14 protein-coding genes and 1 pseudogene are annotated in these 14,154 nt (G+C 43.5%); 9 read left to right on the top strand and 6 right to left on the bottom strand.

All coding sequences use genetic code 11. From position 1 onward, the window contains the following. Positions 1 to 5: 5 nt before the first annotated feature. Both LP107_RS08105 and LP107_RS08100 read right to left on the bottom strand, forming a co-directional pair. On the bottom strand, positions 6 to 1,100 hold the full coding sequence (locus tag LP107_RS08105) for an ATP-binding protein (RefSeq protein ID WP_264676251.1): 1,095 nt from the start codon (positions 1,098 to 1,100) through the stop codon (positions 6 to 8). Continuing rightward, positions 1,097 to 2,053 (bottom strand): type IV pili methyl-accepting chemotaxis transducer N-terminal domain-containing protein, encoded by a 957-nt coding sequence (locus LP107_RS08100; protein WP_147287361.1) that lies wholly within the window; start codon positions 2,051 to 2,053, stop codon positions 1,097 to 1,099. The genes LP107_RS08105 and LP107_RS08100 overlap by 4 nt, the downstream gene beginning before the upstream one ends. Before the next feature lie 315 nt (positions 2,054 to 2,368). Between LP107_RS08100 and LP107_RS08095 the strand changes: the two genes are divergently transcribed. After that, the gene (locus tag LP107_RS08095; RefSeq protein WP_264676252.1) at positions 2,369 to 3,631 is read left to right on the top strand and encodes an MFS transporter; all 1,263 of its coding nucleotides are present in this window, start codon (positions 2,369 to 2,371) and stop codon (positions 3,629 to 3,631) included. A 164-nt stretch (positions 3,632 to 3,795) separates the two neighbouring features. Beyond that, positions 3,796 to 4,464 carry a glutathione S-transferase gene (locus LP107_RS08090; RefSeq protein ID WP_078273169.1) on the top strand — a complete coding sequence of 223 codons (669 nt, stop codon included), beginning with the start codon at positions 3,796 to 3,798 and terminating at the stop codon, positions 4,462 to 4,464. 6 nt (positions 4,465 to 4,470) lie between these two features. Here LP107_RS08090 and LP107_RS08085 read toward each other — a convergent pair whose 3' ends face one another. Further along, the gene (locus LP107_RS08085; RefSeq protein ID WP_078273168.1) at positions 4,471 to 5,451 is read right to left on the bottom strand and encodes an NAD(+) kinase; all 981 of its coding nucleotides are present in this window, start codon (positions 5,449 to 5,451) and stop codon (positions 4,471 to 4,473) included. A gap of 240 nt (positions 5,452 to 5,691) precedes the next feature. On the opposite strand from LP107_RS08085, the gene LP107_RS08080 reads away from it, so the two are divergent. From LP107_RS08080 to LP107_RS08070, 3 genes are all read left to right on the top strand, one after another. Then, positions 5,692 to 6,414 carry a Bax inhibitor-1/YccA family protein gene (locus tag LP107_RS08080; RefSeq protein WP_078273167.1) on the top strand — a complete coding sequence of 241 codons (723 nt, stop codon included), beginning with the start codon at positions 5,692 to 5,694 and terminating at the stop codon, positions 6,412 to 6,414. A gap of 262 nt (positions 6,415 to 6,676) precedes the next feature. Then, positions 6,677 to 8,422 carry a phospholipase D family protein gene (locus LP107_RS08075; RefSeq protein ID WP_228157805.1) on the top strand — a complete coding sequence of 582 codons (1,746 nt, stop codon included), beginning with the start codon at positions 6,677 to 6,679 and terminating at the stop codon, positions 8,420 to 8,422. A gap of 238 nt (positions 8,423 to 8,660) precedes the next feature. Further along, entirely contained in the window at positions 8,661 to 10,049 is a 1,389-nt protein-coding gene (locus LP107_RS08070; RefSeq protein WP_078273165.1) for an MFS transporter, read from the top strand. Between the two features lie 130 nt (positions 10,050 to 10,179). On the opposite strand, the pseudogene LP107_RS08065 reads toward LP107_RS08070, so the two are convergent. Further along, positions 10,180 to 10,741: pseudogene (locus LP107_RS08065) on the bottom strand (IS1 family transposase). 83 nt (positions 10,742 to 10,824) lie between these two features. Between LP107_RS08065 and LP107_RS08060 the strand changes: the two are divergent. From LP107_RS08060 to LP107_RS08050, 3 genes are read left to right on the top strand one after another with little or no spacing between them, the layout of a single operon-like run. Next, positions 10,825 to 11,142, top strand: coding sequence for an LLM class flavin-dependent oxidoreductase (locus tag LP107_RS08060; protein WP_208624088.1), 318 nt, complete (start codon positions 10,825 to 10,827; stop codon positions 11,140 to 11,142). After that, positions 11,045 to 11,581 carry an LLM class flavin-dependent oxidoreductase gene (locus LP107_RS08055; RefSeq protein WP_208624089.1) on the top strand — a complete coding sequence of 179 codons (537 nt, stop codon included), beginning with the start codon at positions 11,045 to 11,047 and terminating at the stop codon, positions 11,579 to 11,581. Before LP107_RS08060 ends, LP107_RS08055 begins: the two co-directional genes overlap by 98 nt. Then, positions 11,565 to 11,984, top strand: a complete 420-nt coding sequence (locus tag LP107_RS08050; protein WP_208624090.1) for a hypothetical protein — start codon at positions 11,565 to 11,567, stop codon at positions 11,982 to 11,984. The genes LP107_RS08055 and LP107_RS08050 overlap by 17 nt, the downstream gene beginning before the upstream one ends. 18 nt (positions 11,985 to 12,002) lie before the next feature. On the opposite strand, the gene LP107_RS08045 is transcribed toward LP107_RS08050, so the two are convergent. Both LP107_RS08045 and LP107_RS08040 read right to left on the bottom strand, forming a co-directional pair. Next, entirely contained in the window at positions 12,003 to 12,629 is a 627-nt protein-coding gene (locus LP107_RS08045) for a hypothetical protein (RefSeq protein WP_078275434.1), read from the bottom strand. 214 nt (positions 12,630 to 12,843) lie between these two features. Next, positions 12,844 to 13,543, bottom strand: a protein-coding gene (locus tag LP107_RS08040) for an IS1 family transposase (protein WP_228157684.1) whose coding sequence is annotated in 2 segments (ribosomal slippage) — positions 12,844 to 13,198 and positions 13,197 to 13,543 — 702 coding nt in all. Because the reading frame shifts where the segments join, the coding sequence is not laid out codon by codon here. A gap of 41 nt (positions 13,544 to 13,584) precedes the next feature. On the opposite strand from LP107_RS08040, the gene LP107_RS08035 reads away from it, so the two are divergent. After that, positions 13,585 to 14,154 carry an oxidoreductase gene (locus LP107_RS08035; RefSeq protein ID WP_112742194.1) on the top strand — a complete coding sequence of 190 codons (570 nt, stop codon included), beginning with the start codon at positions 13,585 to 13,587 and terminating at the stop codon, positions 14,152 to 14,154.

Below are 14,154 nucleotides of genomic sequence, written 5' to 3'. Positions count from 1 at the left end.
CCCATTTATGACTCCGATGTTTTACCAAATTCATCATCGAGTTCATGGGTAAGCTCATAAGTGGCAGCACTGATTTGTTCGGCAGTCCATTCTTTGAGCTTAGGTTTGGGGCGTGGACTTTTTAGCTTTTTTAAGAAAAATTGGGGCAAAAAGCGAACGAACACTTCGGTGCCTGTGGGACGAGTTGGCTCGGTGCTAATCGTACCACCTAGACTCAACGCCCGCTCGCCCATGGTGCTAAGCCCGTAGTGTTCAGGTTTTTCTTTGTCACTTTGACGAATGCCAATGCCATCATCACTGATACGCAAGATGACTTCATAACTGATGCTGTCTTGGTAGAGCGTGATGTTAACGTTCTTGGCGTGGGCGTGCTTGTGGACGTTGGACAGGGCTTCTCGGGTGATTTGCAACAAATCCACCTGCTCGGACGCAGATAGGTTTAGGGTTAATACTTGGTTGTCAAAGTTGATGTTAAATCCGCCTTTGGCTTCAAACTCTTTGACCTTTATTTTTAAGGCGTCATTAAAATCGCCTCCATCCACTTTTAGGCGGAAGGTGTTTAATAAGTCCCGTAGCTGGACATAGGCGTGACTGGTGCCGTCATTTAGGTCGGTGCGGACTTTGTCTTGTTTTTGATGGATTTTTAGCAAAGTTTCTTTGTTTTGTAAGTTTGGCTCTTCGGCAAGCAGTTTTTTCTCTTGTTCGCCTAGGGTTTTTAGCATGGCGGACTGGATTTTTAGGTGCGACAACGTCTGGGCGATGGAGTCGTGCAATTCACGGGCAAAGGTGTTACGCTCTTCGGACAGCAGTAGCTCTTCGGCTTGCTTTTGGCGTTGGTTTGACATAAAGGTCAAGGCGATGAGCTGTGCCAGCATGCCAAGCAGGTCTTGCTCGGACAAGCCATTATCGTCACTGATGTTCAGTAGGGCAATGCGGTTTTTTGCCACGGGGCTGACAGGCTCACGCACCAGTAGCTCACCCCAGTTGGTATCAGTGCTTTTGATGGGGATGATACGGGTGTGCGTGTCGGTTTTTAGGTCGCAATACTCGCAATCGTCAGGCGTACAAAAGTCATGATGTTTACGCTCCGATAGGCTCATGATGACATTATTTTCAAAATTTTGCCCATGAATGCACAGCGACAGCTCCGTGTTGGGCAGTAGGCGGGCGAAATTTTGAATGAGTTCATGAAGCTCTTCGGTGTTGAGATGGTGCGTGGTGGCGATTTTCTCAGCAAAATGGTACAGGCTGTATAGAGCCTTGTTGCTTTGGGTGAGATGGTGTGTTTTGCGTTTGACTTCGGCTTCAAGCTCGGCTTGGTGGTTTTTGAAAAAAACGCGTCCGACAGCTCGTTTAGCTCTTGATAGCCTTTGATGTCCATCTTGCCCGCTTGCATGTCAAGCGATTTGCCTTGCCTAAAATGCCGAGCAGTGGCAGTTAGGTTTTTTAGGGGGGCTAAAGCATTGCGGTGTAGCTCCCACATGCCGACCAACATTACAAAGGTGATGAGTAGTAGCGAGATGATTTGGACGTGCTGTTGGTGTTCTTGGCGGTACTCGTTGCGTTTGCCGATAGCGTCCACCAGATGATTGACATCATCCAAAAACACCAAAGAATGCTGATAAAATGCCGTGCTGTCGCTTTGTTCTAAATTTGGTAGTAAGGTGTGTTCCCAATCATGGCGGATTTTGGTGAGAGCCTTATCAATGTCGCCATGTTTATTGCTGTTCTTGGCTTGGTATAGGCTTAGTTTGTCAAGACGGGCGGTCATGTCGTCTGCCAAGATGGGGTTTGGCGTGTGGGGTGAATTTGGGTTTGCCGACAGTGCCAACTCATGATTGATGCGGTAGGTTGCCATACGGATGGAACCTGCGTCATTGATCGCTTGGGCGTCCTTTTCGGCGGTATTGGCAAGATAAAAACTGTATGTGGAAGCGGTCAAAATCGTACAAAAAATAAACGCCACCGCCAAGCCTGCACGCCGTGTCATGGAATGCCCGACTGTGGTCGGACTTATCCAATGGGCAAATTGTTTTAATAAGGCAAGTGGCACGAGCTATACTCCCAAAAAGTTCATGACTAAAAATAATGAATGATTTTTAGTAAAATTGATCAGCTACTTTTTATAAGTAATTGAAAAAAGGTATTTTATAAGCGATAAACCCAGATTAAGCCATACTACCAAAGAAGTAGTTGGCTATCATATAAAAATTTTGCCAATAAAAACTTGATTATAATCAAGGATTTTTTAATAAAATTTCACTATGATAACAACAATATTGAAACATCTCTTTAACAAACTTGGCGATGGTAGGTAGGACAACTTTATCATTAGCCATGCCAATTATACCTTAATTAAGGGGGGATTATGGCAACCGAAAAATCAAAACAACTGCTGGTCTTGATATCATCAACCATCGCATTTACCGTCTGCTTTATGATTTGGATGATGTTTGCGGTGCTTGGCATTCCAATCCAAAACGCACTTGACTTATCCGAAACCCAATTTGGACTACTCGCCGCCACGCCTGTCTTGACAGGCTCGCTTGTTCGCTTACCGCTTGGTATGATGACGGACAAATATGGTGGTCGCATTGTGTTTTTTGCTCTGATGATAGCGTGTGTGGTGCCGATATTTTTGATGAGCTATGCCAATGCTTATTGGCAGTTTTTGGTACTGGGTCTGTTTGCAGGGCTGGCAGGCGGGTCGTTCTCGGTGGGGATTGCCTATGTTGCCAAATGGTTTGAAGCGGAGCGTCAAGGCTTTGCCATGGGTGTGTTTGGGGCAGGTAATGCAGGCTCGGCACTGACCAAGATGGTAGGCCCTGCGATTATTGTTTACGGTGGCTGGCAGTTTTTACCAAAGGTGTATGCAGGCATTATGCTCATTACTGCCATCGGCTTTTGGTTTATGTCGTTTGACAAAAAAGAACACCGCTCGGCAAGTAACGCCAGTTTCGCCAGTCAATTGGCGGTACTAAAAGACCCCAATGTGTGGCGTTATAGTCAGTATTATTCTATTGTCTTTGGCGGTTATGTCGCCCTTGCCTTGTGGATGACCAAATACTATGTCAATGAGTATGGATTTAGCCTACAAACGGCAGCGTTTTTGGCGGCGTGTTTTAGTCTACCAGGGGGCGTTTTGCGTGCGCTCGGTGGGTGGCTGTCGGACAGATACTCAGCCCATACCGTAACTTGGTGGGTGCTTTGGGCGTCATTTTTGTTCTTGTTTGTTTTGTCTTACCCACAAACAAGCCTTGTGGTGCAAACGGTGGACGGTGAGCGGGCATTTCATATCGGACTAAATTCTACTATCTTTACCATCTTGATTTTCTTATTGGGCATTGCCTTTGCCATCGGTAAAGCGTCCGTGTTCAAATACCTGTCGGACGAATACAAAGACAACATGGGGGCAGTCTCTGGCGTGGTTGGTCTGGCAGGGGGCTTGGGCGGATTTATCCTACCCATCATGTTTGGGGCGGCGGTGGATATAACAGGCGTACGCTCATCGGCATTTATGATTATGTTTGGCGTGGTGTGGGTGAGCCTTGTGTGGATTTATATCTCAGAAGTCAAACCAAAAATGGAAGAAGGTCATCAGGCGATGTTAAAGATGAAAAATAAATCATAAAACATCGGCTAATAACCAACCATAAAATCAGGCGGTCTTGTGATGGGTCGCCTGATTTTTGTTTGTGTTTTGGATGGGGGTTTGGTATGATGGCACCAAGTATCAATGAACTTGGCAAGATTGAAATTAAGGCGGTATCAATCATGCCCTAACAGGAAAACCCCATGCTCACTCTTCATCATCTTAACCAATCTCGCTCGTTTCGTATTTTGTGGCTATTGTGCGAACTAAACGCCTTATATGGCACGCCCTTTCGTGTCATCAAACACAACCGCACCAAAAGCCACCTTGCCCCAAAAGAGCTAACAGAAATTCACCCCATGGGTAAAGCCCCGATTTTGGTGGATGAAACCCGTGGGCGGACGCTTGCCGAGTCGGGCTTTATCATTGAATATTTATTGCGATATTATGACACGGACGGCAAATTATCGCCCGCTGATGAGGCGTGGGAGAACTATACGTTTTGGTTGCATTTTGCCGAAAGCTCGCTCATGCCTAACTTGGTCATGCGATTGGTATTTGCTAAAATCGTACAAAAGTCGCCATTTTTTATCCGTCCTATCATCAGGGGTGTACAAAAGGGCGTTGAGAAGTCTTTTATCTCGCCTAATGTAGATAAGGCATTAGCCTTGCTTAACGAGCATTTGGCAAGTCGGCATTATCTGTCAGGGGCAGGGCAGGGGGTGTTTGGTGCTGTGGATGTTCATCTGCATTTTGGCATTGCTCAGATGAAAAAATCGGGTGGGTTGTCTGATAAATGGATGCATGTCCATAACTGGCTAGCATACTGTGAATCTCGCCCCAGTTTTGAGATGGCACAAAGTTATGAGTAGTAAGCCCTACTCATCTTTTAATGAAAATTCTTCGGTATATAAGCTCCAATTAAGCTTGGTGCGACAGGCTTGATAAAAATCCACGTCCAAGGGGTGCAGTAGGATTAGGGATTTGTCGTGCTTGGTAATGAGTAGGGTTTGGTCGTTGTCTAGCGGTACGCTTGCTTCGCCGTCAGAGCTGACCATGGGCTGAGTGCGGTTGTCTTTGTGGATTTTGATGGTGATTTTACTGGTGCCTGCAACCACGATGGGGCGACTAGACAGCGTGTGCGGGTGCATGGGAGCCAGACAAATGGCATCTAGGCTTGGATGAATGATAGGGCCTCCTGCTGAGAGCGAATAGGCGGTAGAACCTGTTGGGGTTGCCACAATCAGCCCATCAGCATGCTGACGATAGACGTCAATGTCATCAATTTGCAGTTTAAAATCAATGGTATGCACCGATTTACCTGCGTGTAGCACCACGTCATTTAGGGCATAGCTTTCATGAAACACTTGCGTGTTGCCGTCATCATCTCGCCCGAGCACCTGCATTTTTAACAAAAAACGCTCATCGGTATGATACTCGCCAGCAAAGACTTCTGATAGCTCGGTCTCCAAACGCTCAGGGTTGATGTCCGCCAAGAACCCCAGTCGCCCACGATTGACCCCGAGTACTGGCACGCCCGTTCCCGCCAAGAGAGAACCTGCCTGCAAGATAGAGCCGTCGCCACCGACCACCATGACCAAATCACAATGCCCGCCCATGCGACCACGTGGCACGATTTTGATGGGGCTGTCATCTCTGTCAAAATCGATGTGTATGCCGTCAATGCTGGCGGTACTGGTGTCAATGGTGATTTCTAGCCCCCACCCTGACAGCAGGTTAATGAGTTCATTTAATGTGGCGGTAATGCTTTTTTTGCCAGCACGCCCCATGAGTCCAATGCGTTTAAAATGGCTCTTTTGGATATTAAAAGATGTCGGTGAAATGGCGGTCTCGGTCATGAAGGCTGATTGTCTTTAAAAAATAAAAAGTATATGATAACCAAACTCCGCCCAGACTACAAGTAAAAACCCATAAAGCTTGTAAATGATGCTACCATCCCCATTAATCAAAAAAATACCCATGTTGAGTTATCAAAACAGTAAAAATACTTGATTTTTAAAAGTAAATATAGTATAAAACACCAAATTGTTTTAATTCTCAATTTATCAATCTATTCTTAATTTTATATAAGGAAAATTATGGCAAACCCTATTGTTAGTCGTACCGAACTACTGGCAGGTGATGTACCGATGACGGTCAATGGTGTGGTCAAAAAGACCGCTCTGCTACTTGGCATTTCTGCTGTTTCGGGCTTTGGAATGTTTTTCTTTGCTTTGATGAGTGGCATGTCATCAGGGGTATTAATGGGCTTGGCAGTGGTTGCCATGCTGGTTACCATGGGTCTAGGTCTCGCCACTGCCTTTAAGCCACATCTGGCCAAAACACTTGCTGTGCCTTATGCTCTGCTAGAAGGCGTGTTTATCGGTGTTGCCTCTGCTTTTGCCTTTTATAAAGCCCCAAGCGTGCCACTGCTTGCCTTATCAGCAACTTTTGTTACTGGGGCGGTCATGCTGACCCTTTATACTACGGGCATCATTAAAGTGACCGAAAAATTCCGCTCATTGGTGGTATCTGCCTCTATCGCCATCATGATTGTTTATGCCATTCAGTGGATTATGTCGCTGGTGTTTGGTAGCTCGATCCCACATCTGTTCGGTGGCGGTATGATTGCCATTGGGTTTAGTGTTTTTACCACGCTCATCGCTTCTTTCTTTTTGTTAATTGATTTTAAAAACATCGAAGATGGTGCCATGTATGGCGTGAACAAAGAGTTTGAATGGGTCTATGGCATTGGCGTGTTAGCAACGCTGGTGTGGATGTACGTTGAATTCTTACGCTTGATTGGTTATTTGCAAGAATAATGCTCTGCCAAAACAACAAAAAACGCTCTGATGTCAGGGCGTTTTCTTATGGGCAGTTTTGATGAGAAATAATTAACACTTCCCCAATTATTTGTTATAATTTACTTCAATCTCAACTTAAAATTACAACTTATTGATTTTTTGATGATTATTTTCGGGTTGTGGGGGCGAATTGCAATTTGTCCTTGATAAATCAATTACTTATACAAAGTTGAGAATGGGGTATAATTTGCCAATTTTAATAAAGCATGGGTTTATAATAATGACTTCTCGTATGTTGATTATGGTGGGGCTAGGCACTGTTTTGCTAGGCTGTCAATCATTGCCATCCACACCGCACCTTCCTAAAAGCACCGAGCTGACCGAGCGGGTGCATTTGGCACATGAAGCGTTACTTGCCAAGCGCTTGAATAATCAAAGCAATCACAGTCAGGCTTATCTCAACCAGCGAGATGATGACCCAGATGCAGGTTTTTTGGGCAAAGAAATCAATCGGCAGACAGATGCTCCGTCTCAAGAAGAGTTGTCTTTGAGTACCATCATTGATGAGCAGACAGAATACCACCCCACGCTATCGGGATATTATCCCATCACCACAGGAGCGAATGCGTTTGCATCGCGCAGTATTTTATCTGACATGGCAACTCACACCATTGATGTACAGTACTATATCTGGCATGATGACGAAGCGGGATTTTTGATGCTAAAGGACTTGTGGCAAGCGGCAGAGCGAGGTGTGCTTGTTCGCTTGCTTTTGGATGATTTTAATGGCAATCCTAGGCTTGATGAACAGCTTGCCTTGTTTGCTAAGCACCCTAACATTGCTGTGCGTGTGGTAAACCCCTTTACCTATCGCTGTTATAAATTCATGAATTATCTGACATCGCCTGTGCGTATTAACGTGCGTATGCACAACAAAAGCATGACTTTTGATAATCACATCAGCATCATCGGTGGGCGTAATATCGGCAATGAGTACCTAAACAACCATCAAAACAACCACTTTGCTGATCTAGATGTTCTGCTTATCGGCGAAGTGGTGGGCGACATTACCAAAAGTTTTGATGAATACTGGCAATCGCCAACGGCTTATGATATTGAGACACTAGTATCAACAGACAAAAAGCGACCCCACCAGTCGGCGATGGCGGTATTTAGTAAGGATAACGACGATGGCTTAAATGCCACTAAAAATGAGCGAGCCTTGCGTACCTACCGCAGTGCCGTGGCGAGCAGTACCATTGGCAAGGATTTGCTCAATAAAAATGTACCATTTCGCTGGGTTGATATGAAATTTTTGGCGGATGATGTGGCAAAGCTCAACACTAAAGTCAAAAATGAAAATCCCAAAGACGGTCACCTGGTCAGTAAACTTCGCCATGAACTCGGTCGCCCCAAAGAACGCCTAAGCATCATCTCATCGTATTTTGTTCCCACCAAGGACGGTGTGCGTACACTGACCACCCTTGCCAAAGATGGTGTAGACGTGAGTATACTGACCAACTCATTTGATGCCACTGACGTGGGCGCGGTGCATTCAGGATATGGGCATTGGCGTCAGGAGTTGTTGTCAGCAGGCGTGAAGATTTATGAGTTAAAATCCACGGCTAAAAACACCAAAGAAGATGAAAATAAACTATGGCGTACCAAACGCATGACCACCACCAGTCTGCACGCCAAAGCCTTTGCTGTGGATAATCATAAAGTGTTTATCGGTTCGTATAATATTGACCCACGTTCGGCAAACATCAACACCGAGCTTGGTGTGATGATTTATGATGAAGAGCTGGCGTATCAGCTTCACAATGCTCTAAATAATGCTGGCGACCAAGAAAATTCGGTCATTTTAAACCAAGTTTATGAAGTGCGTTTGGTGAATGGGGAGCTTCAGTGGCGAACCTTAGAACAGGGGCAAGAAGTGATTTTTGATAAAGAGCCACACATGAACACCCCTGAGCGTATTGGTGTATCATTCATGAGTTGGCTGCCGATAGATTGGCTATTGTGATTGCTTATGTCTAGGGCGTGCCTGCCATTGATAACATGTTTGCAAAATACGATGAAAATTTGACAATTTTAAGCAATTCTTGCAGGAAAAACGTGCGATTTTTATCATTTTATTGCAAATACCAAAAACAGGCACGTCCTAGATGGCTGAATGTTAATTTTAACAAAATACATAAAAATTGTTGCTATTTTAAGCAGTTTTTAGTACATTATACAAAAATAGTACACAAATATTTACAATGCCACAAGCTACCTTATCCTCTCATCATATCCGCCTGATTGCCACGGTCGCTTCGGTGACCATGTTGGCATTTTTTGATTATGCCTTGGTGTTTTATCTCAAAGAGGTGATTGCTGACAATTTCTTTGGCGGGCGTGAAGTGATGTGGTTGTATTCGATGCAGGCGGTGGGACTGTTTTTAGGGGCATATATCGCCCACCCTATTGGCGGGTTTTTATTGGGACAATATGGTGATGCCAACGGCAGGCGAGCGGTCTTATTCTTGAGCTTACTGGGCTTGACTGTGTTTACTTTTATCATTGCAGTACTGCCAACCTATCATCATTTGGGGGTGCTTGCTCCGATTTTATTTATCGTTGCTCGCTTTGGGCAGGGGTTGGCTTACGGGGGTCAGATTCCGTCTGCCTTGGTGCTACTTACTGAACAGTTGCCCATGAGACGAGTGGGGCTTGGGTGCAGTTTTGTTGTGGTGGGTGTTTTGATCGGGGTGCTTTTGGTGAGTCTGCTGTCCAGTTTTTTGGCAAACATTCTAAGTTATGCAGACATGCTCAGCTATGGGTGGCGGATCCCTTTTGTCATTGGTGGTGTGCTGTCAGCATCATTGCTGTTGTCGCTACACACTTTAAAAGAAACCTCCATCGATGTGCAGACCAAAGACCGCCATGCTGAAGCTGGACATACGCTCAGTGCCATGAGTTTTGATGGATTAACTAAGACTCAAATCCAAGACTTAGCAGATGCTAATATTTTTCATGATGACAAACCCCAATCCATCCAAAAATCATCTTTAGTTCAAATCATCACCAAAAATCGCCCATCCAGTCTTATCCCTGCTGTACTAATATCATGGATTATGCTGAGTGTCTTTATTGTCATTGCCATAATAATGCCGATGCTACTTAACATTAGCTTTGCGGTGTCGGAGAGTATTTTGGTATTCGGATCGGGTCTTGCGGTCTTTTTTATGATGATTGGCTGTGCGTTTTATGGCTATTTGATGGATAGGGTGAATGTAGGTAAAGTGATGATTTTCGGCGGTATATTCTTTATCGTTAACACATCACTGTTTTTTGTCCAGTTGGGGTTTGGTAGTGATTTGATGCTACTGTGGTTTGCTCTGCTTGGTTTTTCAGGGGGTATGATTGCCACGCTGCCTGTGGTCTTGGTGCGACTGTTCCCCAGTAAAATCCGCCTAACCAGCATTGCCTTAACTTATAATGTCACTTATGCATTGGTGGCAGGTGGTGTGCCGTCACTGTTGGCATTTGCCACGTTTCATCTACCACTTGCCCCTGCTTTATATCTCTTATGGGTGGGACTTCTGACGATATTTTTAAGTTTTTATATCTATTATCTGCCCAGAAGCGAGCGAGACATCGCCAGATAATCATGTGGCAGTCATGTGACAGTCATGTAGCTTTATCCATCACAAACTCCACAAACACCCGCACAATCGCAGACGGATAACGCTTTGAAGCATAGAGCATAAACAAATCGGCCCTGGCCCAAAAAGTATGCTACACCCACCCATGGTTGATATAATGAAACACCAAGTCAAATGCTTTAAGATGATTGGTTAGGTTTTTAGAGAAACAACACGTTTTTCTAAATGCTCGCCTAACAAAGGCTCTAAGCCTTGTGTTGTTGCCTTCAATACCAACGGTAAAGCGTTTGCCCACTTGTTTGATAGAGTGCTTAAAAGCAACAAGAAAGCTGTCCCAATCATCACAAGCAATTTTGTTAAAACTCATACCTAAACTCATCTATCTTTAAGGTATTGTAATGCTTTTGTCTTGGTTTGATTTGGTGATTACTGTTTGCAAGCACGCTAAATACTTTACCCTTACTGACTTGTTCAAGTATCACAATGTCAGCAATACGACAACCACAAGCTGACATTAAGCGTATTTTGTCATTGATGTAAGATTGACAACCTTTGTCAGTAAGCTGTAAATGATGAACAAACTGTCTATGACAATCTTTGCAAAAATAGCTCTGTTTGCCATAGCTTTCTATGCCATTTTTCTTTATACTAACCGACAGGCAACTTGGGCAAGTAATGGTAATTTGTGTCTTCATAACCGTAAATTACCAACTTTTGTGCAAGTTGTCTTTTTAGTTTTTGTTATAGCATACTTTTTGGATTACTACCTGATTTTTATGTGGAAATAGCAAAAACGGCTGAACAAGCCAAAATTCACACGCTATTTATCGCCGACACGCCTGCAATGGTTGGGGCGGGCGTGATTGGTGATTTTGCCCAAAAATCGCCTATGTTTGTGTTAGAGCCGATGACCATTTTGTCAGCGGTTGCCACGCATACCCAAAAAATTGGCTTGGTGGCGACTTATTCTACGACCTACATACAATTTGCCCTACAATTTGGCTCGCCAATTAAAAACGCTGGACATCATCAGTGGTGGGCGTGTGGGCTGGAATGCCGTTACCACAGGCACAAAAGAAGTGGCTTACAATTTTAGCGACCAGCCCTTGCCTGACACCACCACTCGCTATGAAATGGCTTTTGAGATGATGGAAGCGGTGCAAACTTTGTGGGGGACTTTTGGCGAAAATGCCTACATCACCGACAAAACCTCAGGGCAATTTGCCGATATGAGCCAGATTAAACCAGCGGGTTACCAAGGCAAATATTACCAAGTCAAAGGGGCATTGCCAATCCCTGCCACACCACAAGGACAACCGCCCATTTTTCAGGCAGGACCAAGCGTTGAAGGCATCAAACTGGCAGGGCGTTTTGCCAGTGGCGTGTATGCCAATCCGTTTAGCATTGAAGAAGCGACAGCCTATCGCACTGCATTAAAACAAAGTGCCATCGCACACGGTCGCAATCCTGATGAAATCCATATGTTTACCATTGGCGACACATTTGCAAAATCAGGCGATGTCCCACCCCAATGACCCACGCTCTCCCCGTGCGGTGGAGCTGATTAAGCATGGAATGTCGCCCAAAGAAGTGCTTGCTGGTGGCGTGATTAACTATCACCCTGTGGTGGTGGGGACAGCTGTTGATGTGGCAGATTTTATGGAACAATGGTTTAAAGCTTGTGCGACAGACGGCTTTTCACTTGCCCCTAACAGCCAAATGGGCGTGCGTGAATTTGTGGAAAAAGTCGTGCCGATTTTGCAGGAACGGGGGGTTTATCATCTTGATTATGAAGGCGATACGCTAAGGGAGTATTTGGGGGGTAAGTCATCAGTATGGATTGAAGGGTTAAGGGAAAAAGAGAAAACACCGTTTAATTTAAAAATTAGGCGGTGTTTTTTATTGGAATTTTGGAAAATGGGTTTTCAGGCTGCCTGAAAATGGTATTTTTGAGATTTATCGTTTCTGAATGTATTCAAGTAGTTTTTCACCATCTGCAATTTGGGAAAGGGTTTGAGCAAATGGAAAAGAATAGCCTAATACGGATTTAACCTCTTTGGCTTTAATTGGCTTACCTAAACTCACAAAATCATCTAATTTTTGAAAATAGGTTTTATCATCTATACCATAATGGTGGGTTTTTTCCACATTGCCACAAGCCTGTCCAAAGGCAACAATGCCTTGCCCAGAAGCATATAAAAAAACATAATCTCCTTTTTTGATACGCCCAATTTTTTCTTTATAACCATCTTCAAATGCTGCTGCAACTTGATTATTTATCATAAAATGATGGTCGTCTATATCGTTGGCACTATTGGTGTTTAATAAAAAATATTTGGTTGCTGTGGAATTATCGGTTTTTTCGTGATGATTTTGGTCGTTGGCTCGCTGATTATCCCACGCTTTGATGATATATTCTGAAATTAAATCGTGAATAATATCTTGACGAGTGGTTTCCCAAGCATCTGCTAATTCTTGCAAAATCAAATCTTCTTTAATAGATAAACGCAAACTCAAAGTGGTTTTGTCTTGATTGCGTTGATTATAGGCTTGGGTGCGACTGTTGATAAAATCGTTTGACATTGGAATTGCTCCTGTGTTGATGAATAATATGCGTATTATACAAAAATAGAAAATAAAATAAACACAAAATTTATTCTTTTATAAAATAAAATTTATTCTTTTTTTAAATTATTGATATTTAAAAATTTTATTTTAAATAAGAAGTGAGTATTACAAATCATTTCAACCAGCCTGAAAAATCCATCATTCCAAAAATAAAAACGGCATTGTTAAACTAAAATACATAATTCAAAGTTCCATTCCACTTAGCAAACAGTAAGTTCAAAGTGTTTTCTATCATTTTCTCGGATTTAGAATAACATTTTGATTTTCTTCTAAATCTTGCTGTGAAATGCCTAATGGGACTATTATAGCCCTCTATGGTAAAAGTTTGAGCTTTGCTTGTCATATGTTTTGATTTTGGAATGACTTCAAGGTAAGATTTCCAGTAGTCACTACAAAACAGTTGAATGTTATGGATGTTCAATTGATTGTAAAGCTGTTTAAAGGTGTTGGTGTCTCGTCTGCCACAAACAAAACCTAAGATTTGTTTTGTTGTTCTGTCAATGGCAAGCGGGGTCCAGCAAGCGTTTTTTATGCTTGGTGTAGCTATGAATCTCATCAAGCTCAACGATATCTATCGCTTGATTGCTATCTTGTTTGATTTGATGTTGTTCGCCAAGTTTTTTAACCCATTGATAGACTGTGCCATAACTAATACCTAATATGCGACCAATTGAACGAAAGCCCAAACCTTCTAGATACATATTGATTGCCATTTGCTTGGTTGCTTCGCTTTTATGATGCGTTGGTTTATGTACTGAAAAGTAATGATTGCAACCTTTGCACTTATAGCGTTGTCTGCCATTGTTAAAACCTGCTTTGACAAAGTGTTTGTGCTTACATTTAGGACAACTATCAAATGTTTCGTTCATTGGTTTTTACTCTATGGTAAAGTATTGAGCTATTTTAACTTATGTATTTGTTTTTAACAATACCCGATTTTCAAAAGGGCGGATTTGATGAAAATGACAGCCTTGCTGTGGTCGCCAAATTATCAGAATTGGGCATTGATTTTATTAAAATTTCTGGCGGAAACTACGAAAGCCCTGTAATGCTGGCTGAAAAATCCAGCACACGCCAAAGAGAAGCCTTTTTCCTAGATTATGCCGAAAAGGGACGCAAAATCAGCCAAGTACCGCTCATTATCACAGGCGGGTTTAGAAGCGAGGTGGTGATGAATGACGTATTGTCAAGCGGGCATTTGGACATGGTGGGCGTGGCTCGTCCTTTTGCCCTTGTGCCTGATTTACCCAATCAAATCAAAAATGGCACTTATGAAACGGTGCAGACCAATCGCATAAAAACAGGCATTAAACCGCTTGATGACAAAATCGGCTCGGTGCTAGAAATGGACTGGCATATGAGCCAAATGACACTCATCGGACAAGGCAAATCGCCCAATCCTAAGCTATCGGCGTGGCGTGTGCTTGCCAAGATCATTTGGGAAAATGGCAAGGCGGGGCTTAGTACGGGGAGAAGTTAA

It is taken from the genome of Moraxella bovis, from assembly GCF_025985205.1.
Classification (GTDB): Bacteria; Pseudomonadota; Gammaproteobacteria; order Pseudomonadales; family Moraxellaceae; genus Moraxella; species Moraxella bovis.
This window is presented reverse-complemented; position numbering and strand designations above follow the sequence as displayed.